At 70.4% G+C, this 24,057-nt stretch carries 19 protein-coding genes; 9 read left to right on the top strand and 10 right to left on the bottom strand.

Annotation, left to right across the window (positions count from 1 at the left end; genetic code table 11):
• Positions 1 to 7 precede the first annotated feature (7 nt).
• Entirely contained in the window at positions 8 to 1,228 is a 1,221-nt protein-coding gene (locus TTH_RS06435; RefSeq protein ID WP_011228558.1) for an IS256-like element ISTth4 family transposase, read from the bottom strand.
• Between TTH_RS06435 and TTH_RS06430 the strand changes: the two genes are divergently transcribed.
• Positions 1,208 to 1,852 (top strand): hypothetical protein, encoded by a 645-nt coding sequence (locus tag TTH_RS06430; RefSeq protein ID WP_011228557.1) that lies wholly within the window; start codon positions 1,208 to 1,210, stop codon positions 1,850 to 1,852. The genes TTH_RS06435 and TTH_RS06430 overlap by 21 nt on opposite strands.
• Here TTH_RS06430 and TTH_RS06425 read toward each other — a convergent pair.
• On the bottom strand, positions 1,806 to 2,582 hold the full coding sequence (locus tag TTH_RS06425) for a hypothetical protein (protein ID WP_011228556.1): 777 nt from the start codon (positions 2,580 to 2,582) through the stop codon (positions 1,806 to 1,808). The genes TTH_RS06430 and TTH_RS06425 overlap by 47 nt on opposite strands.
• Positions 2,582 to 4,894, bottom strand: a complete 2,313-nt coding sequence (gene recG, locus TTH_RS06420) for an ATP-dependent DNA helicase RecG (protein ID WP_011228555.1) — start codon at positions 4,892 to 4,894, stop codon at positions 2,582 to 2,584. Before recG ends, TTH_RS06425 begins: the two co-directional genes overlap by 1 nt.
• A gap of 15 nt (positions 4,895 to 4,909) precedes the next feature.
• On the opposite strand from recG, the gene TTH_RS06415 reads away from it, so the two are divergent.
• The 5 genes from TTH_RS06415 (at position 4,910) to malQ (ending at position 10,662) form a co-directional block, all read left to right on the top strand.
• Positions 4,910 to 6,121, top strand: coding sequence for a M16 family metallopeptidase (locus TTH_RS06415; RefSeq protein ID WP_011228554.1), 1,212 nt, complete (start codon positions 4,910 to 4,912; stop codon positions 6,119 to 6,121).
• Positions 6,114 to 7,334 (top strand): M16 family metallopeptidase, encoded by a 1,221-nt coding sequence (locus tag TTH_RS06410; protein ID WP_011228553.1) that lies wholly within the window; start codon positions 6,114 to 6,116, stop codon positions 7,332 to 7,334. The genes TTH_RS06415 and TTH_RS06410 overlap by 8 nt, the downstream gene beginning before the upstream one ends.
• A complete protein-coding gene (locus TTH_RS06405; RefSeq protein WP_011228552.1) occupies positions 7,324 to 8,178 on the top strand; it encodes a DMT family transporter in 855 nt (284 codons plus the stop codon). The genes TTH_RS06410 and TTH_RS06405 overlap by 11 nt, the downstream gene beginning before the upstream one ends.
• Before the next feature lie 20 nt (positions 8,179 to 8,198).
• A complete protein-coding gene (locus tag TTH_RS06400) occupies positions 8,199 to 9,071 on the top strand; it encodes a 3-hydroxyacyl-CoA dehydrogenase family protein (RefSeq protein WP_011173325.1) in 873 nt (290 codons plus the stop codon).
• Positions 9,072 to 9,159: 88 nt separating this feature from the next.
• Positions 9,160 to 10,662, top strand: a complete 1,503-nt coding sequence (malQ, locus tag TTH_RS06395; protein ID WP_011173324.1) for a 4-alpha-glucanotransferase — start codon at positions 9,160 to 9,162, stop codon at positions 10,660 to 10,662.
• Here malQ and dnaG read toward each other — a convergent pair.
• The 4 genes from dnaG to TTH_RS06375 are packed head-to-tail and all read right to left on the bottom strand — an operon-like array spanning position 10,659 to position 17,609.
• Entirely contained in the window at positions 10,659 to 12,431 is a 1,773-nt protein-coding gene (gene dnaG / locus TTH_RS06390; RefSeq protein WP_011228551.1) for a DNA primase, read from the bottom strand. The genes malQ and dnaG overlap by 4 nt on opposite strands.
• Complete coding sequence (locus tag TTH_RS06385; RefSeq protein WP_011228550.1) at positions 12,404 to 15,019, bottom strand: AAA family ATPase; 2,616 nt, start codon at positions 15,017 to 15,019, stop codon at positions 12,404 to 12,406. The genes dnaG and TTH_RS06385 overlap by 28 nt, the downstream gene beginning before the upstream one ends.
• Positions 15,016 to 15,417 (bottom strand): hypothetical protein, encoded by a 402-nt coding sequence (locus tag TTH_RS06380; RefSeq protein ID WP_011173321.1) that lies wholly within the window; start codon positions 15,415 to 15,417, stop codon positions 15,016 to 15,018. The genes TTH_RS06385 and TTH_RS06380 overlap by 4 nt, the downstream gene beginning before the upstream one ends.
• A gap of 5 nt (positions 15,418 to 15,422) precedes the next feature.
• Positions 15,423 to 17,609 (bottom strand): DEAD/DEAH box helicase, encoded by a 2,187-nt coding sequence (locus tag TTH_RS06375; protein WP_011173320.1) that lies wholly within the window; start codon positions 17,607 to 17,609, stop codon positions 15,423 to 15,425.
• Between the two features lie 17 nt (positions 17,610 to 17,626).
• Here TTH_RS06375 and TTH_RS06370 point away from each other — a divergent pair, with 17 nt between their 5' ends.
• On the top strand, positions 17,627 to 17,950 hold the full coding sequence (locus tag TTH_RS06370; protein WP_011173319.1) for a heavy metal-binding domain-containing protein: 324 nt from the start codon (positions 17,627 to 17,629) through the stop codon (positions 17,948 to 17,950).
• Here TTH_RS06370 and TTH_RS06365 read toward each other — a convergent pair.
• The 3 genes from TTH_RS06365 to TTH_RS06355 are packed head-to-tail and all read right to left on the bottom strand — an operon-like array spanning position 17,947 to position 19,913.
• Positions 17,947 to 18,156: a heavy-metal-associated domain-containing protein gene (locus TTH_RS06365; RefSeq protein ID WP_008632685.1), complete on the bottom strand. Its 210-nt coding sequence runs from the start codon at positions 18,154 to 18,156 to the stop codon at positions 17,947 to 17,949. The two genes, TTH_RS06370 and TTH_RS06365, sit on opposite strands and share 4 nt — an antisense overlap.
• A gap of 7 nt (positions 18,157 to 18,163) precedes the next feature.
• Positions 18,164 to 18,589, bottom strand: a complete 426-nt coding sequence (locus tag TTH_RS06360) for a DUF1999 family protein (protein WP_011173317.1) — start codon at positions 18,587 to 18,589, stop codon at positions 18,164 to 18,166.
• Between the two features lie 7 nt (positions 18,590 to 18,596).
• Positions 18,597 to 19,913 (bottom strand): vWA domain-containing protein, encoded by a 1,317-nt coding sequence (locus TTH_RS06355; protein ID WP_011228549.1) that lies wholly within the window; start codon positions 19,911 to 19,913, stop codon positions 18,597 to 18,599.
• A 35-nt stretch (positions 19,914 to 19,948) separates the two neighbouring features.
• On the opposite strand from TTH_RS06355, the gene tsaD reads away from it, so the two are divergent.
• Both tsaD and secA read left to right on the top strand, forming a co-directional pair.
• Positions 19,949 to 20,920, top strand: coding sequence for a tRNA (adenosine(37)-N6)-threonylcarbamoyltransferase complex transferase subunit TsaD (gene tsaD / locus TTH_RS06350; protein WP_011173315.1), 972 nt, complete (start codon positions 19,949 to 19,951; stop codon positions 20,918 to 20,920).
• Positions 20,921 to 21,060: 140 nt separating this feature from the next.
• On the top strand, positions 21,061 to 24,054 hold the full coding sequence (secA, locus tag TTH_RS06345; protein WP_011228548.1) for a preprotein translocase subunit SecA: 2,994 nt from the start codon (positions 21,061 to 21,063) through the stop codon (positions 24,052 to 24,054).
• The last annotated feature ends 3 nt before the right edge of the window (positions 24,055 to 24,057 follow it).

Below are 24,057 nucleotides of genomic sequence, written 5' to 3'. Positions count from 1 at the left end.
GGTCGTGTCAAGAGTTATGTGTAAGAGTCTGTGTACGGGGGGCATACCGCTCCTGAAGCATCTTCTCCAGTACCTCCTTCACCTCCGAGAACCCCTTTAGTTTCCGTTCTGCCCACCTCCCTTCCTGCCTCTCCGACTCCAGGTAAAGAAGCTTGTACACCGCCTCTTCCTTAGGAAACTTGTGGTCCCGCACCTTCGTCCCCCGCCGTAGCTCCCGGATAAACCGCTCCATCAGGTTGGTGCTCCGCAGGTACGGCCAAAGCACCTTGGGGTACCCGTAGAAGCGCAGGAAGGCCCCCGAATCCTGTACCCAAAGCCCCACCACCCCCGGGTACCGCGAACCCCAGGCGGCCTTCACCTCCTCCAAGGCCCCAAGAGCTTCTTCCCGGCTCTCCGCCCCGTACACCCGCCTCAGGTCCTCCGCCAGCAGGGCCCGGTCCCGGGAGCGCACCTGGGACAGGCTCCACCGCACCCCGTGCACCACGCACCGCTGCCATTCCGCCTGAGGGTAGACCCTGCGGATCGCTTCAGGAAGCCCGGGCAGCCCGTCGGTGACAAAGAGCAACACCCGCCGCAGGCCCCGCTGCCAAAGCTCCCCCAGGACCCCCTCCCATCCCAGGGCGCTCTCCGTGGGCAAAAGCCAGAACCCCAGGACCCGCCTCTCCCCATTAGGGGCGATGCCCAGGGCCACATACACGCTTTCCCGTACGATCCCTTCTCCTTCCCTGAAGACCTTTAGGGAAAGCCCGTCCAGGTAGACGAAGGCCATCTCCTCGGGCAAAGGCCGGGTGCGGAAGGCTCCTGCCGCCTCCAGGACCTCGTCCGTCAGGGCGCTCAGGGTCTCGTGGGAGTAGCGGTGGCCCAGGAGCAGGCTCAGTATCTCGGCCGCCTTGCGCTGACTGACCCCGGCGGCGTACAAGGCCACAGCTACTTCCCCCACGTCCACCAGGCGGCGGGCGTAGGGCTTAAGGAAAGCCGGGTAATACCGAGATTCCCGATCCCTAGGGACCTTCAGGTCCACCTGGCCGAAGGTGGTCTCCAGCTTGCGGGGGTAGTAGCCGTTCCTGCGGCCTCCGTGCACCTGCAAGAAGGCTGTCCGGTCCAGCTCCAGAACCGTCTGCAGAACCTCGGCTACTGTCTCCCGCACCGCTTCCCTCAGCAAGATCCGCAAGGTATCCTGGTCCACGGGGCACCTCCTCGTGCTAAGGTGTGCCCCCCTATTAAACACGGGCCCTTACACATAAATCCTTACACGACCGCCAGGAACGCCCAGGCGGCCCTGGAGTACGTCTTCCGCAACCACACGAACCCGGAGCGGGTCTTCGTCACGGGGTGCAGCGCCGGGGCCTACGGGGCGGTGCTTTGGGCGGACAAGATCCTCGCCACCTACAAAAACGCCCAGATCGCGGTCTGCGGCGACGCCGGGGTGGGGGTGGTCACGGAGGACTTCCCGGGCTTTACCGCCTGGAACCCGCGCCTCCCCGAGCTTCCCGGCCTCTCCTCCCCGCCCAAGGTCTCGGAGATCTACCGCGCCTTGGCCCAGGCCTACCCCAAGGCGGTCCTCGCCCAGTACACCACCCTCCTGGACGGGACCCAGATCTACTTCTACGCCCTCATGAAGAAGGAGGCCGCCCCCAGCGAGGCCACGGCCCGGGAGTGGGCCGTGGCGGCCGAGCGGGCGGTGGGTTTCCCGGCCTCGGAGGCCAACTACACCTACTACCTCGCCCCGGGGAGCCAGCACTGCATCCTCCCCCGGCCCGAGCTTTACACCCTGAAGGTGGGGGAGGTGAGCTTCCTGGACTGGCTTAGGGCGCTTGCCGAGGGGAGGACGCCCCCCCGGGTGCGGCCTTGAGGCCGAAGCCCCGGAACCACTCCCTGAGCTCCGGGTAGCGCTCCACGAGGAGGCGGTGCCCCCGCTTCCGGTCCAGGGGGGCCGCCTCCAGGAGGGCCAGGAGGAGCCCGTCGCCGTCCTTCTCCCAAAGGGCCTGGGCCATCAGGGTGAACCGGGCCTGGAACCACAAGGCCCCCTCGAGGCCCCCCCGGCGCCGCTCGTAGTCGGAAAGCCGCCTTTTCTCCGGGGCGAGCCGGGCGAGGTGCTCGCTCCAGGCGAGGAGCCCTTCCGCGAGGTCCGGCCGGGCCCTTCGCAGCCCCAGGAGGAAGAGGTAGTTGGCCACGAACTCGTCCAGCCACCGGGCCCCGGTGCGGAGCCTCCAGGCCACCTGGACGGCGTGGGCGTACTCGTGGCCCAGGTTGAGGTCTAAGAAGGCCGGGATCTCCCCCGGGGGCGGCCCCAGGGGGAGGAGGACCTCCCGCAGGCGGTGGAGGAGCCTTTCCGGGTAGGTGAGGGGGGCGTAGACGGAAAGCCCCTCCGGCCCCGCGTGCTGGAAGGGGAGGCCGTAGGGGTAGGGGAGCCTCGCCCGCCAGTCCTTTTCCGAGAGGACGAAGAGGCGCACCGGGGGGAGGGGGGCGTAGCGGACGTAGACCTCCCTTAGGGAGAGGAGGTAGTCCTGGAGGGCCTTGGCCCTTAGGGCCCCGCCCTCGGAGAAGAAGGCGGGGAGGTGGGGGTGGGGGAGGGCCCGCATCAGATCACTTCCCGGAACCCCACCCGCTCCGCCTGGGCCCTGAGCTCCTCCTTGAGGGCCCGGTGCTCGGGGAGGTCCAGGGTGGGGTCCTTGTCCACGATGGCCTTGGCCAAAGCCCGGGCCTTCTCAATGATCCCCGTGTCCTCGGCGAGGTCGCCGAGCTTGAGCTCGGGGTAGCCTGACTGCCGCGTGCCGCGAAGCTCCCCAGGGCCCCTGAGCTTCAGGTCCATCTCGGCGATGTAAAAGCCGTCCGTGGACTCCTCCAGGATCTTGAGGCGCTTCAGGGTCTTCTGGCCCGCCTCCCCCGCGATGAAGACGGCGTAGCCCTCAAGCCCCCCCCGGCCCACCCGGCCCCTTAGCTGGTGGAGCTGGGCGAGGCCGAAGCGCTCGGCGTTCTCCACGATGATGAGGGTGGCCTTGGGGATGTCCACCCCCACCTCCACCACCGTGGTGGAGACCAAAAGGTCGTAGTCCCCGCGCCGGAAGGCCTCCATCACCTCGTCCTTCTCCCGGGCGGGCATCCTCCCGTGGAGGAGGGCCAGGCGCACCCCAGGGAGGAGGCCTTTAAGCTCCTCGTAGAGGGTGGTGGCCGCCTTTAGGTCCAGCTCCTCGCTCTCCTCAATGGCCGGGGCCACCACGAAGACCTGGTGGCCCTTTCTCACCTCCTCCCGGGCGAAGGCGTAGGCCTGGAGGCGGAGGCGGTGGGGGAGGACCTTGGTCTTCACCGGGACGCGTCCTGGGGGCATCTCGTCCAGGACGCTCACCTCGAGGTCCCCGTAGAGGGTTAAGGCCAGGGAGCGGGGGATGGGGGTGGCGGACATGACGAGGACGTCCGGCGGCGCCTTGGCCAGCTTGAGGAGGGCCCGGCGCTGCAGGACCCCGAAGCGGTGCTCCTCGTCCACCACGGCGAGGCCCAGGTCCCTGAAGCCCACCCCCTCCTGGATGAGGGCGTGGGTGCCCACGGCCACCTGGGCCTCCCCCGAGAGGAGCCGGGCCATGGCGGCCTCCTTCTCCTTGGCCGTCATGGAGCCCAGGAGGAGCTCCACCCTGATCCCCAAGGGGAAGAGGTAGCGGGTGAGGTTCTGGTAGTGCTGCCGGGCCAGGATCTCCGTGGGGGCCATGAGGGCCCCCTGGGCCCCGTTCTTGGCCGCGAGGAAGAGGGCGAAGGCCGCCACCACCGTCTTCCCCGAGCCCACGTCCCCCTGGAGGAGGCGGGCCATCTGGCGGGGGCTTTGCATGTCCTTGGCGATCTCCCCCATGACCCGTTCCTGGGCCCGGGTGAGGGGGAAGGGGAGGGCCTTTTTGAAGGCCTCCACCCAGGCCTCCTCCACCCGGAAGCTCCGGCCGAGGACCATTCCTCCCGCCTCCAGGAGGGCCTTGAGCTCCAGGAGGAGGTACTCGTCAAACTTGAGGCGGAGGAGGGCCCGCTTCAGGGCCTCCTCGTCCTCGGGGAAGTGGATGGCCTTCAGGGCCTCGGCGTAGGGCATGAGGCCCAGGTCCTCCCGGTAGGCCTCCAGGGGGTCGGGGAGGGGGAGGGCGAGCTCCAGGGCCCTGTGGACGGTGCGGCGGAGGAAGGCCTGGCTTACCCCCTCCTTGGCGGGGTAGATGGGGACGATCCGCCCGGTGGAAAGCGACTCGGTGCCCTCGTCCTCAAAGTGCTCCACGTAGAGCTGGAGGCCGTTTCGCCGCCCCACCCTCCCGGTGACGATGAGGGTGGCCCCCTCCTCAATCTGGGAGAGGACCCAGGGCTGGTTGAACCAGACCAGGGTGATGCGCCACCCCCAGGCGTCCTGGGCCTTCACCTGGACGAGCTGCATCCCCTTCCTGGGGGTCTTGACGAGCTCCTTGGCGAGGACCTTCACGGCCAGGGTGGCCTTCTGCCCCTCCTCCAGGTAGCGCGCCCCGGGGAGGGCCCGGCGGTCCTCGTAGCGGCGGGGGTAGTGGTGGAGGACGTCCCGCACCGTGCGCAGGCCGAGCTCGGCAAGCTTCCTCCGGCTTTGCGGGGGGGCGAGGAGGTGGGCGGGATCGGAAGGGGCGAGCCTCCTGGAGGAGGCCTGGGCCTGGCCCTTTGGGGAGGGGCCTTGGCCCTCCAGGAGGCGGAGGGCCTCCTGCAAGACCCGCTTCCGCTCTTCCTGGGGCTTTTCCCCGTAGCCCCGGAAGAGCTCCAGGAGCTTGGGGAAGGGGCGGGCGAGGTTCTGCACCAAGGCCTCGAGGCCCCCCACCACCACCCGGTCCCTGGCCCCGTCCTGGAGCTCCCGGAGAAGGGGCTTGAGGAGCCTGGCCTTGAGCTCCTCTTGCGTCACGCCTTCCATGATACCCTTAGGCCTGTGAGCCGCGTGGAGCGCCTACCCAACGGCCTGGTGGTGGCCCTGGAGGAGCGGGACTTCCCCGGGGTTGCCTTCCAGCTTCTGGTCCCCGCCGGGGCGGTGAACGACCCCGAGGGGATGGAGGGGGCGGCCGCCCTCCTCGAGGGGTGGCTCTGGAAGGGGGCGGGGGACCTGGACGCGAGGGCCCTGGCCCAGGCCCTGGACGCCCTCGGGGTGCGGCGGAGTAGCGGGGCGGGCCTGGAGTACACCGCCTTCGCCGCCGCCTTCCTCCCCGAGGTCCTGGACGAGGTCTTCCGCCTCTACGCCCTCCTCCTCACGAGGCCCCGCCTCCCCGAGGAGGGCCTGGAGGCGGTCCGGTCCGTGGCCCTCCAGGCCCTCCTCTCCCTGGAGGACCAGCCCGCAAGGAAGCTCCTTTCTGAGCTTCGCCGAAAGGTCTTCCGCTCCCCCCACGGGCGCGAGCCCTTGGGCCGGGAGGAGGGCCTCAAGGGGGCGAGGGCCGAGGCCCTGAAGGCGGACTACCGGAGGCGCTACACCCCCAAAGGGGCCATCCTCGCCGTGGCGGGAGGGGTTTCCTGGGAGAGGCTTCGCGCCGCCCTCGAGCCCTTCCTCGCCTGGGAGGGGGAGGAGGCCCTTTACCCCGCCCCGGAGCTTTCCGAGCCCCACCGCTTCGTCCTCAGGAGGCCCACGGCCCAGGTGCAGATCGGCCTCGCCTACCCCGACGTGGGCCCCGAGGACCCGGGCTTCTACGCCGCGAGGCTCGCCCTGGAGGTCCTCTCCGGGGGGATGTCTAGCCGCCTCTTCACCGAGGTGCGGGAGAAGCGGGGCCTGGTCTACGCCGTGAGCGCCTTCCCCGCCGGGGTCAAGGGCCAGGGCCTCCTCATGGCCTACGCCGGGACCACCAAGGAGCGGGCGGGGGAGACCCTGGAGGTGCTTCGCGCCGAGGTGGAGCGCCTGGCCGAGGGGGTGACGGAGGAGGAGCTTTCCCGGGCCAAGGTGGGCTTGAAGACCGCCCTGGTGATGGCGGACGAGTCCATCAGGAGCCGCGCCGCCTCCATGGCCCGGGACCTCTACATGCTGGGGAGGGTGCGCTCCCTTTCCGAGATTGAGGCCGCCATTGAGGGGACGAGCCTCGAGGCGGTGAACGCTTTCCTCAGGGCCCACCCCTACCGGGACCCCTGGGTGGGGCTTTTGGGGGAGGTGGAGGATGTTTAGGGAAGCCGAGCTGAGGAACGGCCTTCGGGTCATCGCCGAGGTGGTTCCGGGGGCGCGGAGCGTGGCCCTGGGCTACTTCGTGAAGACGGGGGCCCGGGACGAGACCAAGGAGGAGAGCGGGGTGAGCCACTTCCTGGAGCACATGGTCTTCAAGGGCCCCGAGGACATGGACGCCCTCGCCGTGAACCGGGCCTTTGACCGGATGGGGGCCCAGTACAACGCCTTCACCTCCGAGGAGGCCACCGTCTACTACGGGGCGGTCCTCCCCGAGTTCGCCTACGACCTCCTCGGCCTCTTCGCCAAGCTCCTCCGCCCCGCCCTCCGGGAGGAGGACTTCCAGACGGAGAAGCTGGTGATCCTGGAGGAGATCGCCCGCTACCAGGACCGCCCGGGCTTCATGGCCTACGAGTGGGCCCGCGCCCGCTTCTTCCAGGGGCACCCCTTGGGGAATAGCGTCCTGGGGACGCGGGAGAGCATCACCGCCCTCACCCGGGAAGGGATGGCGGCCTACCACCGGAGGCGCTACCTGCCCAAGAACATGGTCCTCGCCGCCACAGGGCGGGTGGACTTTGACCGCCTCCTCGCCGAGGCCGAGCGCCTCACCGAGGCCTGGCCCGAGGGCGAGGCGGAAAGGGCCTACCCGCCCTTAACGCCTGCCTTCGGGGTGGAGGAGCGCCCCTACGAGAAGGCCCGGGCCCTCTACCTGGTGGCCCTCTTCCCGGGGGTCGCCTACCAGGAGGAGGCCCGCTTCCCCGGCCAGGTCCTCGCCCACCTCCTGGGGGAGGAGGGCTCGGGCCGGCTCCACTTCGCCCTGGTGGACAAAGGCCTCGCCGAGGTGGCCTCCTTCGGCCTCGAGGAGGCCGACCGGGCCGGGACCTTCCACGCCTACGTCCAGGCGGACCCCGCCCGGAAGGGGGAGGTCCTGGCCGTCCTCCAGGAGGAGCTTGACCGCCTCGGGCGGGAGGGGGTGGGAGAGGAGGAGGTGGAACGGGCCAAGACCCCCCTCGCCACGGGCCTCGTCTTCGCCGGGGAAACCCCCATGCAGCGGCTTTTCCACCTGGGGATGGAGTACCTCTACACCGGGCGCTACCTCTCCTTGGAGGAGGTGAAGGCCAGGGTCCAAAGGGTCACGTCCCGGGAGGTGAACGCCCTTTTGGAGCGGGGCTTCCTGGAGAAGGGGCTTTACTACCTGGTCCTTCCCCATGGAGCCTAGGGCCTTAGGCGCGGCCCTCCTCACCCTCCTCTTCTGGGCCAGCGCCTTCGCCGCGATCCGCGCGGGGCTTGAGGGCCTAGAGCCCGGCCACCTCGTCCTCCTCCGCTTCCTGGTGGCGGGGGCCCTCCTCCTCCTCTACGCCCTCTTGAGGGGGCTTCCTCCTCCGAGGCGGGAGGACCTTCCCCGCCTTTTCCTCCTCGGGTTCTTGGGCATCACCGTCTACCACACCGCCCTGGTCTACGGGGAGCTCACGGTGAGCGCGGGGGCGGCGAGCCTCCTCATCGCCACGGGGCCCGTATTCACCGCCCTTCTTTCCTACTTCCTCCTGGGGGAGAGGCTGAGGCCTCTTGGGGTTTTTGGCTTCGCCCTGGCCTTCTTTGGGGCTTTGGTTCTGGCCCTGGGGGAGGGTGGGGGGGTGCGCCTCAGCCCCGGGGCCTTTTTGATCCTCCTCGCCGCTCTCTCCACCTCCTTCTACTTCGTCCTGCAAAAGCCCCTCTTCGGCCGTTATGGAAGCGAGGAGATGACCGTCTACACCCTGCTTCTCGGCACCCTGCCCCTTTTCGTCTTCCTCCCGGGGCTTCCCGAGGCCATTAGGACGGCGCCGAGGCCCGCCCTCCTCTCCGCGTTTTACCTCGGGGTCTTCCCCGGGGCTTTGGCCTACCTCACCTGGACCTACGCCCTCTCCCGCACCCCGGCTTCCCGCCTCTCCTCCTTCCTCTACCTCTCGCCCCCCTTGGCCGTCCTCATCGCCTACCTGTGGCTGGGGGAGGTGCCCTCCCCCCTCTCCCTCCTGGGCGGGGGACTCGCCCTCCTCGGGGTCCTCCTGGTGAACCTCAGGGCGTAGAATGGGCCGGGGTGAACGCCATGGAGGTCAAGCGGATCGGCGTGGTGGGCGCGGGGCAGATGGGAAGCGGCATCGCCCAGGTGGCGGCAAGCGCAGGCTACGAGGTGGTCCTCGTGGACGTGGCGGAAAGCTTCCTGGAAAGGGGCCTCGCCGCCATAAGGCGCTCTTTGGGCAAGTTCCTGGAGAAGGGAAAGATCACCCAGGAGGCCCACGATGAGGCCCTGGGGCGGATCCGGACGAGCCTAAGCCTCGAGGACCTCAAAGACGCCGACCTCATCGTGGAGGCCATCGTGGAGGACGAGGGGGAGAAGCGGAGGCTCTTTGAGCGCCTGGGGGCCCTGGCCAAGCCCGAGGCCATCCTCGCGAGCAACACCAGCTCCATCCCCATCACCGCCCTCGCCCGCTACTCGGGGCGGCCGGAGCGCTTCATCGGCATGCACTTCTTCAACCCCGTGCCCCTCATGCAGCTCGTGGAGGTGATCCGGGGGGAGCTCACCTCCGAGGCAACCCGGGACGTGGTGGTGGAGGTGGCGAGGCGCATGGGGAAGACCCCCCTCGAGGTCCAGGACTACCCCGGCTTCATCTCCAACCGCCTCCTCATGCCCATGATCAACGAGGCCATAGAGGCCCTCCGCGAGGGGGTGGCCACCAAGGAGGCCATTGACGGCATCATGCGCCTGGGGATGAACCACCCCATGGGGCCCTTGGAGCTCGCCGACTTCATCGGCCTGGACACCTGCCTCGCCATCATGGAGGTCCTCCACCGGGGCTTTGGGGACGACAAGTACCGGCCTTCGCCCCTCCTCCGCCGCATGGTGCAGGCGGGGCTTTTGGGCCGCAAGGCGGGCCGGGGGTTTTACACCTACGACGAGAAGGGGAACAAGGTGGGCTGAGTGCCCCGCGCTGGCCCAAGCCCGCGCGGGGGCCCCGAAACCGCTTCGCCCTGGAAACTCTTCCAAGCCCCGGGGGTATACTGGGGCCATGGAGCTTCCCCGCGCTTTCGGTCTGCTTCTCCACCCCACGAGCCTCCCCGGCCCCTACGGCGTCGGCGTCCTGGGCCAGGAGGCCCGGGACTTCCTCCGCTTCCTCAAGGAGGCAGGGGGGCGGTACTGGCAGGTCCTCCCCTTGGGCCCCACGGGCTATGGCGACTCCCCCTACCAGTCCTTCAGCGCCTTCGCCGGAAACCCCTACCTCATAGACCTGAGGCCCCTCGCGGAAAGGGGCTACGTGCGCCTGGAGGACCCCGGCTTCCCCCAAGGCCGGGTGGACTACGGCCTCCTCTACGCCTGGAAGTGGCCCGCCCTGAAGGAGGCCTTCCGGGGCTTCAAGGAAAAGGCCTCCCCGGAGGAGCGGGAGGCCTTCGCCGCCTTCCGGGAGAGGGAGGCCTGGTGGCTCGAGGACTACGCCCTCTTCATGGCCCTGAAGGGGGCGCACGGGGGGCTTCCCTGGAACCGGTGGCCCCTTCCCCTGCGGAAGCGGGAAGAGAAGGCCCTTAGGGAGGCGAAAAGCGCCTTGGCCGAGGAGGTGGCCTTCCACGCCTTCACCCAGTGGCTCTTCTTCCGCCAGTGGGGGGCCTTGAAGGCGGAGGCCGAGGCGTTGGGCATCCGGATCATCGGGGACATGCCCATCTTCGTGGCCGAGGACTCCGCCGAGGTCTGGGCCCACCCCGAGTGGTTTCACCTGGACGAGGAGGGCCGCCCCACGGTGGTGGCGGGGGTGCCCCCCGACTACTTCTCGGAGACGGGCCAGCGCTGGGGCAACCCCCTTTACCGCTGGGACGTTTTGGAGCGGGAGGGGTTCTCCTTCTGGATCCGCCGTCTGGAGAAGGCCCTGGAGCTCTTCCACCTGGTGCGCATAGACCACTTCCGCGGCTTTGAGGCCTACTGGGAGATCCCCGCAAGCTGCCCCACGGCGGTGGAGGGGCGCTGGGTCAAGGCCCCGGGGGAGAAGCTCTTCCAGAAGATCCAGGAGGTCTTCGGCGAGGTCCCCGTCCTCGCCGAGGACCTGGGGGTCATCACCCCCGAGGTGGAGGCCCTGCGCGACCGCTTCGGCCTTCCCGGGATGAAGGTCCTGCAGTTCGCCTTTGACGACGGGATGGAAAACCCCTTCCTCCCCCACAACTACCCTGCCCACGGCCGGGTGGTGGTCTACACCGGCACCCACGACAACGACACCACCCTGGGCTGGTACCGCACGGCCACCCCCCACGAGAAGGCCTTCATGGCGCGGTACCTGGCGGACTGGGGGATCACCTTCCGGGAAGAGGAGGAGGTGCCCTGGGCCCTGATGCACCTGGGGATGAAGTCCGTGGCCCGGCTCGCCGTCTACCCGGTGCAGGACGTCCTGGCCCTGGGCAGCGAGGCCCGGATGAACTACCCGGGAAGGCCCTCGGGGAACTGGGCCTGGCGGCTCCTCCCGGGGGAGCTTTCCCCGGAGCACGGGGCGAGGCTTAGGGCCATGGCCGAGGCCACGGAACGGCTCTAGGTGGACCAGCCCGAAGGAGGGGGGCGCCGCTTGTAGAGGCGGCGCTCCGCCTCTATGGCCACCCGGATCTCCTGGTACTCCTTAAGGAGGCGCTCCAGGGTGGGGGGGTCGGGGTTTTGGGCGAGGGCCGCCTTGACCTTGGCGAGCCGCTCCTGGAGGTAGGCTTCCCGCAGGCGGGCCAGGGTGTGGTCCAGCTTCTCCTGGAGCCTGGGATCCTCCCCCCGGGGCGCGAGGAGCAGGCGCTCAAAGAGCCTTCCTCCTTCCTCCCGCTGGCTTAGGGTGCGGCGGAGGTGGTCCCGCCGGGGCTCCTTCCGGGCCAGGGCCAGGAACTCCCCGAGGAAGGAACCCTCCGGGGGCCAGACCTGGGTCTCCACGTAGTCCACAAGCTCCAGGAAGCGCTCCTCCGGGGCGGAGAGGAGGAGGGCGATGGCGTCCAGCTCCAGAAGGAGGGTCTTGTTGCCGGGGATGGGGGGTGGGGGCGGTGGGGGAGGGGCGGGCCGCCCCCGGGTCCTAAGGCTCGCCAGGTAGTCCTCGAGGCTCTTGGGGGAAAGGCCCAGGCGCTCCACCACCAGGGCCTTGAGCCGCTCGGCCACGGGATCAAAGGGCTCCGGGGTGAGCATCCTCGGGGTGAGGGCCTCGAGGACCTTCCGCTTGTGCTCGGGCCGGGAGAGGTCCAGCCCCCGGCTCGCCTCCTCAAAGCGGAAGGCCACCTCGGGGAGGGCCTCCTCCAGGGCCTTCTGGAAGAGGGCCCTTCCCTCGGGGTGGAGGAGGAGCTCCCCCGGGTCCTTGGCGGGGAGGCGGACGGCGTAGAAGAGGAACCTGGGGGCGAGCTCCAGGTTCAGGCTCTGCAAGGTGGCCTTCTGCCCGGCCTCGTCGGCGTCAAAGGCCAGGTAGACCTCCAGGACCCCCGCCTTCTTGAGGAGGAGGGCCTGTCCCTCGGAGAGGCCCGAGCCCAGCACGGCCACCGTCTCCGGGAAGCCCAGCTGGTGGAGGGCGATGGCGTCAAAGAGCCCCTCCACCACGATGGCCCGGCCCTCCCTCAAGGCGGGCCGGGCCTCGGGGTAGGCGAAGAGGACCTCCTGCTTGCGGAAAAGGGGGGTTTCGGGGGTGTTCAGGTACTTGGGCCCGTCCTCCCCCAGGGCCCTCCCGGTGAAGGCCACGACGCGCCCGAAGGCGTCCTTGATGGGGAAGGTGATGCGGTGGCGGAGGCGGTCCACGAAGCGCCCCTGCCGCTCCGCCAGCACCCCGGCCCGCACGCCCTCCTCCGGGGCCACCCCGTGCCGGGCGAGGAAGGCCACGAGCCCGTCCCCCTTGGGCGGGGCGTAGCCCAGGCCGAAGCGGGCCACGCTCTCCTCCGTGAGGCCCCGCTTCCTCAGGTAGGCCAGGGCCTCGGGGTGGGCGTGGAGGTGCTCCAGGAAGTAGGTCTGGGCCAGGGCCAGGACCTCGAGGAGCTCCCGGCGCCTTTCCGGGGCCTTCCGCCGGGGAAGCTCCACCCCCGCCTCCTCCGCGAGCCTTTCCAGGGCCTCGGGGAAGTCCAGCCCCTCCGCCCTTTGGACGAAGGCGAAGAGGTCGCCCCCGGCCTTGCACCCGAAGCAGTAGAAGAGGCCCTTCTCCTCGTCCACGTAGAAAGAGGGGGTCTTCTCCTGGTGGAAGGGGCAGAGGCCCTTCCAGCGGCCGCGGCCCGCCGGCTTCAGGGCCACGTAGCGGGAGACCACCTCCCGCAAGGAGAGGCGGGACTTGATCAGCTCCACCGCCTGGCCCGCGTCCATGCCGCCCCCCTACGCCAAAGCCTCCTGACCCACCTCCCCAGGATACCGTACCCCTCCAGGTCCTCGGCGGCTTCCTGGCCCTGGAGGGCGGCCTTCCAGGCGCGGGTGAGGGGGAGGGAGGGGGCGAAGCCCAAAAGGTGGTCCACCCGCTCCCCCGTCTCCAGGAGGAGCTGGGCCCGGAGGAGGCGGGCCACCTCCAGGTGGACGAGGAAGCCCGTTTTGTGGGTGTGGTAGAGGAGGTGCTGGGAGAGGGCCTGGACCTTCCGCGGCGCTTTGGGCCAGAGGTAGAGGGCCAGGGAGGAGAGGGCGAGGTGGTGGAGGTAAGGATTGGGCAGGCGCCGGGCCTCCTTAAGGACCTCCTTGAAGAGGGGCACCGGGTCCTCCCCCCGCCGCCAGCGGCGGTGGGCCAGGGCCAGGAGGGCGAGGCCCCGGCCGTCCGGGTGGGCCAGGGCCTCCCGGAAGAGGGCCTCGGGGAAGCGGTCCTTTAGGGTCCAGGCGCCGAGGAGGGCGGCGGCCATCCAGGGGTGGGGGGTCTTGGCGTAAAGCCCTTCCCCCTCCTCCAGGGCCTGGGCCAGCCTCCCCGTTTCCAGGAGGAGGCGGAGGCGGGCGGCGCCGAAGCGGGCCCGGGCCTCGAGGCCCTCGGGGAGGGGGCCCTCGAGGAGGGGCTCGGCCTCCGCGTGCCGCCCCAGGTCCATGAGGAGGCCCGCCTTGAGGCTCCGGTGCTCCAGGACGGGGTCCGGGGGAAGCCCGGGGTGGGGGGGCTCGGCGAGGACCGCCAGGGCCTCCTGGGGCCGGAAGGCCCGCCAGAGGAGGCCCGCGAGGAGGAGCCGGGCCTCGGCCTGCTCCAGGGGGTAAGGCTTGAGGGCGGGGAGGAGGGCGAGGAGGGCCCCCGCCTCGGGGCGGGCGCGGAGCTCGCGGTAGCGGGCAAGCGCAGCATCCTCCCGCCTCGGCCCCGAGGCCGCTTCTTCCGCCCGGCCCAGGGAGGCGAGGGCGTCCTGGGCCTCCGCGGCCAAGGAGGCCCGCCAGCCGGGCGGGGCGAGCCCCTCCGCCTTTTGGTAGAGGGGGAGGGCCCGGTCGGGGTGGCCCTCCCGCCACAGGGCCTGGGCCTGGACGCGGAGGAGGTGGGCGGCCTCCCGGGCCTCGCCCGCCTCGGCCAGGTGGTGGGCGGCCTCCTCCAGGCGCCCTTGGGCGGCGAGAAGCCTGGCGGCGAGCCGGTGCCACTGGGTTCGCTCCTCCTCGGGGACGAGGCGCCGCGCGGCCTCGGCGAGGGGGGGCGGGACGCGCCCGTGGACCAGAAGTTCCTCCGCCACGAGCCGTTCCCGGGAGAAGGGCCCGGCGATGGCCTCCACCACCTCGGGGGGCACCTCCCCCAGGACCCCCATGGCGAGGAGGGCGGTGCGCTCGGGGACGGGGAGGGCGTCTAGGGCGGGCTGGAGGGCGAGGAGGGGCGGGGCCTCGAGGCCCTCCAGCCCGAGGCGGGCGGGGAAGAGGGGCCTGCGGCTTTCCGCGAGCACCAGGAGGTTTTCCGGCATCCGCTCCAGGAAGCGCTCCAGGGTGCGGTCCGGGTAGTGGAGGTCCTGGAGAAGGAGGAGAAGGGGCGTCTTTAGCCCCATTAGGGCCTCCCGCCAGGCGGCGAGGATGGCCTCGTCCAGCGCGCGCTTCTCCCACGGGGGCCTGGGGGCGAGGCCGAGGCTGTAGGCCAGGGCCTCAGCCAGGTCCCCGGGGAGGTTCCGGAGGAGGGCCTCCGGGGCGCCGAAGGCCTCGGTCACCGCCCGGTAGAGGGTGGCCCGGAGGGGCATCTCGGGCCCCATGCGCTGAAGCCGCACCGTGGGGAAGGGAAGGCCCCGGGCCCGCCTCTCGCGGAAGACCTCGAGGAGGAAGCTCTTCCCGCTTCCCGCGGGCCCGTGGACCACCAGGCGCCTTTCCGTAAGAAGGCGCGCCTCCAGGGTCTGGAGGAGGGGCCTGCGGTGGGGCGGGAGGTCCAGGGCGAGCCGGACCAGGCGGTAGACGGGCACCTGGCCCATCCCCTTGACCTCCCGGCTTCCCAGAAGCGCCCCCTCCGCCCCGGGGGCGAGGCGCAGGGTGGTGGCCTCGGTGAGGACCTCCCCGGGGGCGGCGAGCTTGGAGAGGCGCTCGGCCAGGTTCACCGGGGGGCCGAGGAGGGTGGGCTCCCCGGCGTACCCGCTGCCCAAGGGCCCCCAGAGGGCCTCCCCGCTCGCCACCCCGGCCCGGGCGGGGAAGGGGGAGTGCCGGACCATGTCCCAGGCGGCGGCCAGGGCCCGCCAGGGCTCGAGGCCCTGGCTCCTCGGGGCCCCGAAGAAGACCAGGACCCCGTCCCCCAGGAAGCGGTGGACGAACCCCCCCCGGGCCCGGGCCCGGCCTGCGGCCTCCTCGAGGGCCTCCCTTAGGCGCCGGTAGGCCGGGGAAAGCCCCTGGCGGAAGGCCTCGGTGGAGTTCGCCAGGTCAAAGAAGACCACGCTCACGAACCGGGTCTCCCGGGGAAGCTTCGCCCCGAGGAGCTGGCCGCAGGCCAGGCAGTACCGGGCCTCGGGGGGGTTCTTCTGGCCGCAGGCGCAGCGCACGCTCACTCCCGGAAGAGCATCAGGGGGGGCCAGAGGAGGACCTCGGCCTCCTCGGGCATGGGGCCTTCCCAGTGGACCACCACGGGAAGCCCCCGGGCCAAAAGGAGGTAAAACCCCTTTTCCAGAGGGCGCGCCGTGCCCACGAGGCGGTAGGCCGCCCCCTCCCGGAAGACGCCCTCCTTCCCCTGGGCCCGGGCGACCTTTCTGGCGAGGCCGTGGAAGAGGACCCGCGCTTCCCCCACCGGGGCCGGGGGCGCGCCCCGGTCCATGGCGTAGACGAACCCCGCCGGGGTCTGGACCTCGAGGAGGGGGCTCCCCCAGGGCTCGGGGTAGAGCCTCACCTCCACCCGGTGGGCGGCGAAGCGGGCCAGGAACTCCTCCGGGCTTTCCTCCACGGGGCTCATGCTTCTCAGTCTAAGGGGTGGGCCAAGGCCAAGGCGAGGGCCAGGGCCGCCTTTTTGTCCAGGTACTGGTTGCCGTTGCCGCACTTGGGGGAGAGGACGCACCGGGGGCAGCCCTCCTCGCAGGGGCAGGAGCGGAGGAGGTCCAGGGTGGCCTTGAGCCACTCGGGGAAGCGCCGGGCCGCCCGGCGGGCGTACCCCACCCCCCCGGGGTAGCCGTCGTAGATGAAGACCGTGGGCCCGCCCGGGGAGGGAAGGGGCCTGGGGTAGAAGGGGTAGGAGATCCCGCCCACGTCCTGCCGCTCCGCCAGGACGAAGAGGGGCAAGAGGCCGATCATGGCGTGCTCCAGGGCGTGGATCCCGCCGGGGATCTGGAAGGCGGGGACGGCCTCGGGGGGGTGGAACCAGAGCGCCTCCGTGGGAAAGGAGACCTCCGGCATCTCCAGGGGCACCTCCTCCAGGACGCTCCCCGTGTAGAAGCGCTTCTTCACGTACCCCACCACCCTTTCCCTCAGGACCACCCGGCCCACCCACACCCCGGGGCCCACCTCCTCCCCGGAGAGGACCTCGAGGTCCGTCTCCGCCCGGGGCTCGGTGTAGTAGTCCTCCAGGGCGGGAAGGAGCCAGACCTCGCGCCGGGCCAGGTCCACGTTCCGCACCAGGTAGCTCTCCCCCTGGTGCAGGTAGATGGCCCCGGGGTGGGCCTCCCAGTAGGCCTGCCGCTCGTCCAGGTAGCCCAACACCTCCCCGTCCGGGCCCCGCAGGGTGAAGGTGGCGCCGAGGCCCCTCAGGGTGATCTCCCGGTGGGGGTTGCGCTTCGGGGTGAAGAACCGCCCGTTCCGCTCCTTTAAGGTGGCCCGGGCCTCGGGGCAGAGGAGCTCCTCCGCCAACAGGGGCTTTTCCCGGGCCGCCGCGTGGAGGTGCAGGGGGCAGAGGACGGGGTTTTGCGGGTCCGCCACCGCCTCCTCGGGGGGGCTTTCCAGGAGGAGGGCGGGGCGGTGGAGGAAGTACTCGTCCATGGGGTCCTCCCGGGGGATGTAGACCAAGAGGGCCCGCCGCTCCCCCCGGCCCGCCCGGCCCGCCCGCTGCCAGAAGGCGGCGGTGGAGCCCGGGTAGCCCACCAGGACCACGGCGTCCAGCTCCCCGATGTCCACCCCGAGCTCCAGGGCGCTGGTGGAGACCAGGACCCGCACCCGCCCCTCCTTGAGGTCCGCCTCCAGGCGGCGGCGCTCCCGGGCCGTGTACCCCGCCCGGTAAGGCCGCACCAGGGGGTGGGCGGCGTAGCGGGCGATGAGCTCCGCCGACTTGCGGGCCCCGGCGAAGACGAGCCCCTTGAGCCCCGCTTCCGCCAGGCGCCGGGCCAGGTAGGCCGCCTCGAGGAGGGGGCTCCGCCTGCGCTCCCCCCTCCGGTCCAAGGGCTTGGGGAGGAGGACGAGGAGCTCCCGCTCCGTCCGGGCCACCTGGGCTTTGAGCTCCTCAAAGGGGAGGCCCGTGAGGGCTTCCGCGTGCTCCCGGGCGTTGGCGATGGTGGCGCTTGCGGCGAGGACCTGGGGGGAGGCCCCGTAGTGCCGGGCCAGGCGGAGGAGGCGCCTCAGGATCAGGGCCACGTGGGTGCCGAACACCCCCCGGTAGGCGTGGAGCTCGTCCAGCACCACGTAGCGGAGCCGGGCGAGGAAGGGGGCCCAGTCCGGGTGGCGGGGCAGGAGGCCGTAGTGGAGCATGTCGGGGTTGGAGAGGAGGACGAGGCCCCGCTCCCGGGCCTGCCGCCGCGTGGCGGAGGGGGTGTCCCCGTCGTAGGGGAAGACGCCCTCCACCCCCAGGACCTGGGCCATGGCCCGGAGGCGGCGGAGCTGGTCGTGGGCCAGGGCCTTGGTGGGGAAGAGGAGGAGGCTCGTGGCCCCCTCGAGGGCGGCCTGGAGCACCGGGGCCTGGTAGACCAGGCTTTTCCCGGCGGCGGTGGGGTAGGCGAGGACCACGTTGGCCCCCGCCTCCACCCGCTTTAGGGCCCTTTGCTGGTGGAGGTAGGGCGTGAGGCCGAGGGCCCGGAGGACCCCGGCGAAGGCCCCCTCGTAGGGCGCGGGCCTCGGGGGGGCCTTGGGGAGGAGGCGGGCGAAGACCACCCGCCCCTTGAACTCCTCCTCCGCCTCCAGCCACTCCCGGTAGCTGGAATAGCCCCGAAGCGGCTCGGGCAGCACCCCCTTATTATGGGGGCATGATCCTCACCACGACCCACGAGATAGAGGGAAGGCGGATAGAGCGGTACCTGGGCATCGTCTTCGGGGAGGCCATCGTGGGGGCCAACGTCCTGAGGGACCTCCTGGCCCAGATCCGGGACATCGTGGGAGGGCGTAGCGGGGCGTACGAGGCGGAGCTCCGCCGGGCGCGGGAGACCGCCCTCGCCGAGATGGCCGAGGCCGCCCGCCGCCTGGGGGCGGACGCGGTGGTGGGCGTGGACCTGGACTACGAGGTCCTGGGTTCGGGGAACTCCATGCTCATGGTGACGGCGAGCGGCACCGCCGTGAAGCTCGCCCCCTAGAGCATCCCCGCCAGGAAGCCCTCTTCCCGGATGGTGCGGATCAGGTCCATGACGGTGAGGCTTTGGGGGTCGTAGGCCACGAGGACCTGGGCGGGCCCCGTGGCCTGGACCTCGGCCACCCCCTCCAGGCGCTTCAGGGCCTTTAGGATCCGCTCCATCCCCTCGGGGGTGGGCTCCCCCCGGATACCGATGAGCACGCGGTTCATACCCCTCCTATTCTAGGACGCCCCGGGTCTCGCCCCGCGCTCCCCGGCTTCCCAGGACCCGGACCGCGAGGACCAGGGGGCCGAGGGCGAAGCCCTCCGCCTTCAGGGCCTCCTCCAGCTCCTTGCGCTCCGGGTCCAGGTGGAGGGCCACCTCGTAGACCCCGGCGTCGTAGGCGCTCTTCACCACCGCCCGGAGGAGGCCCCTTAGGGCCTCCACGCTCCTCCCCTCAATCCGGGTGACGAGGACCGTGGTGGCCTCCCCTTGCCACACCGCCTGGGCCAGGGCGAAGCCCATGGGCTCCTCCCCCTCCTCGGCGAGAAAGGAGTGGCCCGTGCGGGCGAAGAAGCGGAGGGCGCCGAGGCTTACGGGCCTCTTTCCCGCTAGCCGGTTGAGCCGGTCCAGGTCTTCCTCGGTGAAGGGGCGGAAGCGCATGGCCCCATTATGCCCTCCTGCCGAAGCGCAAGGCCTCGAGGAGGAGGACCAGGGCGGCGAGGAGGGCGAAAAGCCGTCCCCCGCCCCCCCGTTCCCGGGGGAGGAAGCCCGCCTCGGGGGTGGGGAGGAGGGTCTCCTCGGGGGCGAGGAGGCCGGTGCGCGCCTCCCGGTAGGGCTTGAGGAAGTTGTAGACGAGGAGGGGGAAGAAGGGGCGGTCCTGGATGGCCACGAGAGGCGGAAGGTAGAGGCCACCCTCGGCGGCGTAGAGGAGCCCCACCCCTCCTTCCCCCTCGGCCAGGGGCCGCCAGGGGCCTTTGGGGGGCGGGGGCGGGGGGAGCCTCTCCCCAAGGAGGGCCACCCCCTCCAGGAGGGGGTGGGGGGCGGTGAGGAGGACGGGAAGGGGGGCTCCCCCCGTGGGGGCGAGGTAGAGGGTGGGGCCTTCGGGGGCGCCTTGGGGGACGGCGAGGCGCACCCGGACCTCGCTTCCAGGGAGGGCGTCCAGGAGGCGGAAAAGCCTCTCCAGGGCGGGAAGCCTCGGGTAGTCCACCCCGAGGCGCCTTAGGCCGAAGGCGGCCTCGTCGTCCAGGGGAAGGGCGTCTTCCCCTAGGAGCCGGGCGGAGAAGGCTTTGGGGAGGCCCTGAAGGCGGGCGTAGCCCCGGGGGGGGACCTCTACCCGGAAGGTCTTCCCCCCCACCTCCACCTGGGCCGGAAGGGGGCGGCCTGCGCCGTTCCCCAGGGCCAGGAACCCCGCCGCCACCGCCACGATCCCCAGGTTCTCCCTGGGGCTTCCCACGCCCACGTACCCCTCCACCCCGGGGGGCGGGGGGCCGTCCGTGGCCACCACCACCGGGGCCTTAAGGAGCCTCCTCCCCAAGGCGATGGCCGCCTCCAGGTCCCCTTTCCGGTCCTTGGCCTCCAGGGCGAGGAGCCTCTCCTTTAGGGCGATCCCGGGGGCGGGGCCGAAGGCCTCGGGCCTCTCCCCGGCCCGCACCAAGACCGCTTCCGGAGACCTTTCCAAAAGGGGGAGGACCCTCTCCTTGGCGAGGTCCAGCCGGGTTCCCTTTCCTTCCCTTGCGGCCATGCTGGCCGAGGCGTCCACCACCAGGACCAAAGGGCTTGGGGCGAGGGGGGGGTCCTCGAGGGCGAGGACCATGAGGGCCGCCCCCAGGAGGAGGAGGAGGAGCCTCAGGTCAAGCCGTGGCCGGAAGCGCCTCGCCCGCCCCCTCTTCCAAAGCCACACCCCGGCCCAGGGCCTCGCCCTAGGGGCCCGCCTCCGGTAGAGGAGGTAGACCAGAAGGAGGACGGGAAGGAGGAGCCAGAGCACCCTGCCCTAAGGCTACCCCTGCTAGAGTGAGGGCGGTGTGGGTCTTGGGGATTGACACCTCCTGCGACGACACCGGGGTGGGCCTCGTGCGGGACGGAAAGGTGGTGGTGAACCTGGTGGCGAGCCAGGTGCGCCTGCACGAGGCCTTTGGCGGCGTGGTGCCGGAGCTCGCAAGCCGCGAGCACTTAAAGGCCCTCCCCCTCCTCGTGGAGAGGGCCCTGGCCGAGGCGGGCCTTAGGCCTAAGGACTTAGACCTCGTGGCCGCCACCCGGGGCCCCGGGCTCATCGGGGCCCTCCTCGTGGGGTACACCTTCGCCAAGGGGATGGCCTTCGCCCTGGACCGGCCCTTCTACGCCGTCCACCACCTGGAGGGCCACATCGCGGCCGCCTGGCCTGAAGGGCTACCCCCCCCCTTCCTCGCCCTGGTGGCCTCGGGGGGGCACACCCACCTCTACGAGGTCTTAGACCTCGGCCGCTACCGCCTCCTCGGGGCCACCCGGGACGACGCCGCCGGGGAGGCCTTTGACAAGGTGGCGAGGCTTTTGGGCCTCGGCTTTCCCGGGGGGCCCGAGGTGGAGCGCCTGGCCGAGGAGGCGGAGGAAGCCATTCCCTTCCCCGTGCCCTTAAGGGGACAGGAGGGGTACGACTTCAGCTTCTCCGGGCTCAAGACCAAGGCCCTCCACCTGGTGGAGAAGGGCCTTCCCAAGGCCGCCCTCGCCAAGGGCTTTCAGGAGGCGGCCATCGCTCACCTCGCCGAGGTGGTCCTGAAGGCGGCGAAGGACACGGGCCACCGGGTCCTCCTCGTGGCCGGGGGGGTGGCGGCGAACCGGGCGCTCCAGGAGCGCTTCAAGGAGGCGGGCCTGGAGGTGCATTTTCCTCCCCGGGGCCTTTCCCAGGACAACGGGGCCATGATCGCCCTCGCCGCCTGGCGCCGCCACCAAAGGGGCTTCCCCCCAAGCCCCCTCTCCTTGGGGGCCACGGCCTACTGGCCCTTGGAGGAGGCCTGAGGCTCTTTCTCCCCGTTTTCCCCCTGAAGGGTCCGAGATTGGGGCACGAGGTCCCTTTACCGGGGCCCCATGCTGGCGCAAGCCAGCATGGGGTGGTATAAAGGGGTTTCTCATCCCGAAGGGGTACAATCCCTTTTAGGATGCTAGGTCTTTTGCGCAGGCTCTTTGACAACAACGAGCGGGAGATCGCCCGCTACTACAAGCAGGTGGTGGAGCCGGTGAACCGCCTCGAGGCCGAGGTGGAGAAGCTCCCCGACCTCGCCGCCGCCTACCGGGAGCTCAAGGAGAAGCACGAGAAGGGGGCTTCCCTGGACGAGCTTCTCCCCATGGCCTTCGCCCTCACCCGGGAGTCCGCCAAGCGCTACCTGGGCATGCGCCACTTTGACGTCCAGCTCATCGGCGGGGCCGTCCTCCACGAGGGCAAGATCGCCGAGATGAAGACGGGCGAGGGTAAGACCCTGGTGGCCACCCTGGCCGTGGCCTTGAACGCCCTCACGGGCAAGGGCGTCCACGTGGTCACGGTGAACGACTACCTGGCCCGCCGCGACGCCGAGTGGATGGGGCCCGTCTACCGGGGCCTGGGCCTCTCCGTGGGGGTGATCCAGCACGCCTCCACCCCGGCGGAGCGCCGCAAGGCCTACCTCGCCGACGTCACCTACGTGACCAACTCCGAGCTCGGCTTTGACTACCTGCGGGACAACATGGCCATAAGCCCCGACCAGCTCGTCCTCCGCCACGACCACCCCCTCCACTACGCCATCATTGACGAGGTGGACTCCATCCTCATTGACGAGGCCCGCACCCCCCTCATCATCTCTGGCCCCGCGGAGAAGGCCACCGACCTCTACTACAAGATGGCGGAGATCGCCAAGAAGCTGGAAAGGGGCCTGCCCGCCGAGCCCGGGGTGCGCAAGGAGCCCACGGGGGACTACACCGTTGAGGAGAAGAACCGCTCCGTCCACCTCACCCTCCAGGGCATCGCCAAGGCGGAGAAGCTCCTCGGCATTGAGGGCCTCTTCAGTCCGGAGAACATGGAGCTCGCCCACATGCTCATCCAGGCCATCCGGGCGAAGGAGCTCTACCACCGGGACCGGGACTACATCGTCCAGGACGGCCAGGTCATCATCGTGGACGAGTTCACGGGCCGCCTCATGCCGGGCCGCCGCTACGGGGAGGGCCTCCACCAGGCCATTGAGGCCAAGGAGGGGGTCCGGATTGAGCGGGAGAACCAGACCCTGGCCACCATCACCTACCAGAACTTCTTCCGCCTCTACGAGAAGCGGGCGGGGATGACGGGCACCGCCAAGACCGAGGAGAAGGAGTTCCAGGAGATCTACGGGATGGACGTGGTGGTGGTGCCCACCAACCGCCCGGTGATCCGCAAGGACTTCCCCGACGTGGTCTACCGCACGGAGAAGGGGAAGTTCTACGCCGTGGTGGAGGAGATCGCCGAGAAGTACGAGCGGGGCCAGCCCGTCCTCGTGGGCACCATCAGCATTGAGAAGTCGGAAAGGCTCTCCCAGATGCTCAAGGAGCCCAGGCTCTACCTCCCCAGGCTGGAGATGCGCCTGGAGCTCTTCAAGAAGGCGAGCCAGAAGCAGCAGGGCCCGGAGTGGGAGAGGCTCAGGAAGCTTTTGGAAAGGCCCGCCCAGCTCAAGGACGAGGACCTTGCCCCCTTTGAGGGGCTCATCCCGCCGAAGGGGAACCTGAGGACGGCCTGGGAGGGCCTGAAGCGGGCGGTGCACACCCTCGCCGTCCTCCGCCAGGGGATCCCCCACCAGGTCCTAAACGCCAAGCACCACGCCAGGGAAGCGGAGATCGTGGCCCAGGCGGGGCGGAGCAAGACGGTCACCATCGCCACCAACATGGCGGGGCGGGGCACGGACATCAAGCTCGGGGGCAACCCCGAGTACCTGGCCGCCGCCCTCCTGGAGAAGGAAGGCTTTGACCGGTACGAGTGGAAGGTGGAGCTCTTCATCAAGAAGATGGTGGCGGGGAAGGAGGAGGAGGCCAGGGCCCTCGCCCAGGAGCTCGGGATCCGGGAGGAGCTTCTGGAAAGGATCCGCGAGATCCGGGAGGAGTGCAAGCAGGACGAGGAGCGGGTCCGGGCCCTGGGAGGGCTTTTCATCATCGGCACCGAGCGGCACGAGTCCCGCCGCATAGACAACCAGCTCCGCGGCCGCGCCGGGCGCCAGGGGGACCCCGGGGGAAGCCGCTTCTACGTCTCCTTTGACGACGACCTCATGCGCCTCTTCGCCTCCGACCGGGTCATCGCCATGCTGGACCGGATGGGCTTTGACGACTCCGAGCCCATTGAGCACCCCATGGTGACCCGGTCCATTGAGCGGGCCCAGAAGCGGGTGGAGGACCGGAACTTCGCCATCCGCAAGCAGCTTCTCCAGTTTGACGACGTCTTAAGCCGCCAGCGGGAGGTCATCTACGCCCAGCGCCGCCTGATTCTCCTCGGCAAGGACGAGGAGGTGAAGGAGGCCGCCATCGGCATGGTGGAGGAGACGGTGGCTTCTTTGGCGGAGAACTTCCTGAACCCCGAGGTCCACCCCGAGGACTGGGACCTCGAGGGCCTCAAGGCCACCCTCCTGGACACCGCGCCCCAGCTTCAGGACTTCCCCTTTGCGGAGCTTAGGGCCTTGAAGGCCGAGGAGGCGGTGGAGAGGCTCGTGGAGGCCGCCCTCAAGGCCTACGAGGCCCGCGAGGCCGAGCTTTCCCCGCCCCTGATGCGGGCCGTGGAGCGCTTCGTCATCCTCAACGTGGTGGACAACGCCTGGAAGGAGCACCTGCACAACCTGGACGTCCTCAGGCAGGGGATCTTCCTGCGGGGCTACGGCCAGAAGGACCCCTTCCAGGAGTACAAGATTGAGGCCACCCGCCTCTTCAACGAGATGGTGGCCTTCATCAAGAGCGAGGTGGCCAAGTTCCTCTTCCGCCTCAAGGTGGAGGCGGAGCCCGTGCGGCCCGTGCGGGAGGCTCCCTACGTGCCCGTGCCCGAGGCCAAGCCGGAGCCTTCCGAGGTCTTCGGGGTGGAAAGGAAGCGCGCCACCCCTCCGCCCCAGCCGGGCCTCTCCCGGGCGGAGCGCCGGCGGCTCATGCGCCAGGAGAAGAAGCGGAAGAAGTGAGGC

It is taken from the genome of Thermus thermophilus HB8 (assembly GCF_000091545.1).
Lineage (GTDB): Bacteria > Deinococcota > Deinococci > Deinococcales > Thermaceae > Thermus > Thermus thermophilus.
Note: the sequence above shows the minus strand (reverse complement) of the source record. Positions and strands in the feature narration are given on the sequence as shown.

Excerpts from the sequence above, each read along its gene's own strand:
- TTH_RS06360 (WP_011173317.1), bottom strand. The coding sequence starts at position 18,589 with ATGCGCTTCCGCCCCTTCACCGAGGAAGACCTGGACCGGCTCAACCGG.
- TTH_RS06410 (WP_011228553.1), top strand. The coding sequence starts at position 6,114 with ATGTTTAGGGAAGCCGAGCTGAGGAACGGCCTTCGGGTCATCGCCGAG.
- TTH_RS06400 (WP_011173325.1), top strand. The coding sequence starts at position 8,199 with ATGGAGGTCAAGCGGATCGGCGTGGTGGGCGCGGGGCAGATGGGAAGC.
- dnaG (WP_011228551.1), bottom strand. The coding sequence starts at position 12,431 with ATGGACGCGGGCCAGGCGGTGGAGCTGATCAAGTCCCGCCTCTCCTTG.
- secA (WP_011228548.1), top strand. The coding sequence starts at position 21,061 with ATGCTAGGTCTTTTGCGCAGGCTCTTTGACAACAACGAGCGGGAGATC.
- TTH_RS06380 (WP_011173321.1), bottom strand. The coding sequence starts at position 15,417 with ATGAGCCCCGTGGAGGAAAGCCCGGAGGAGTTCCTGGCCCGCTTCGCC.
- TTH_RS06405 (WP_011228552.1), top strand. The coding sequence starts at position 7,324 with ATGGAGCCTAGGGCCTTAGGCGCGGCCCTCCTCACCCTCCTCTTCTGG.
- TTH_RS06370 (WP_011173319.1), top strand. The coding sequence starts at position 17,627 with ATGATCCTCACCACGACCCACGAGATAGAGGGAAGGCGGATAGAGCGG.
- TTH_RS06365 (WP_008632685.1), bottom strand. The coding sequence starts at position 18,156 with ATGAACCGCGTGCTCATCGGTATCCGGGGGGAGCCCACCCCCGAGGGG.
- TTH_RS06425 (WP_011228556.1), bottom strand. The coding sequence starts at position 2,582 with ATGCGGGCCCTCCCCCACCCCCACCTCCCCGCCTTCTTCTCCGAGGGC.
- malQ (WP_011173324.1), top strand. The coding sequence starts at position 9,160 with ATGGAGCTTCCCCGCGCTTTCGGTCTGCTTCTCCACCCCACGAGCCTC.
- recG (WP_011228555.1), bottom strand. The coding sequence starts at position 4,894 with ATGGAAGGCGTGACGCAAGAGGAGCTCAAGGCCAGGCTCCTCAAGCCC.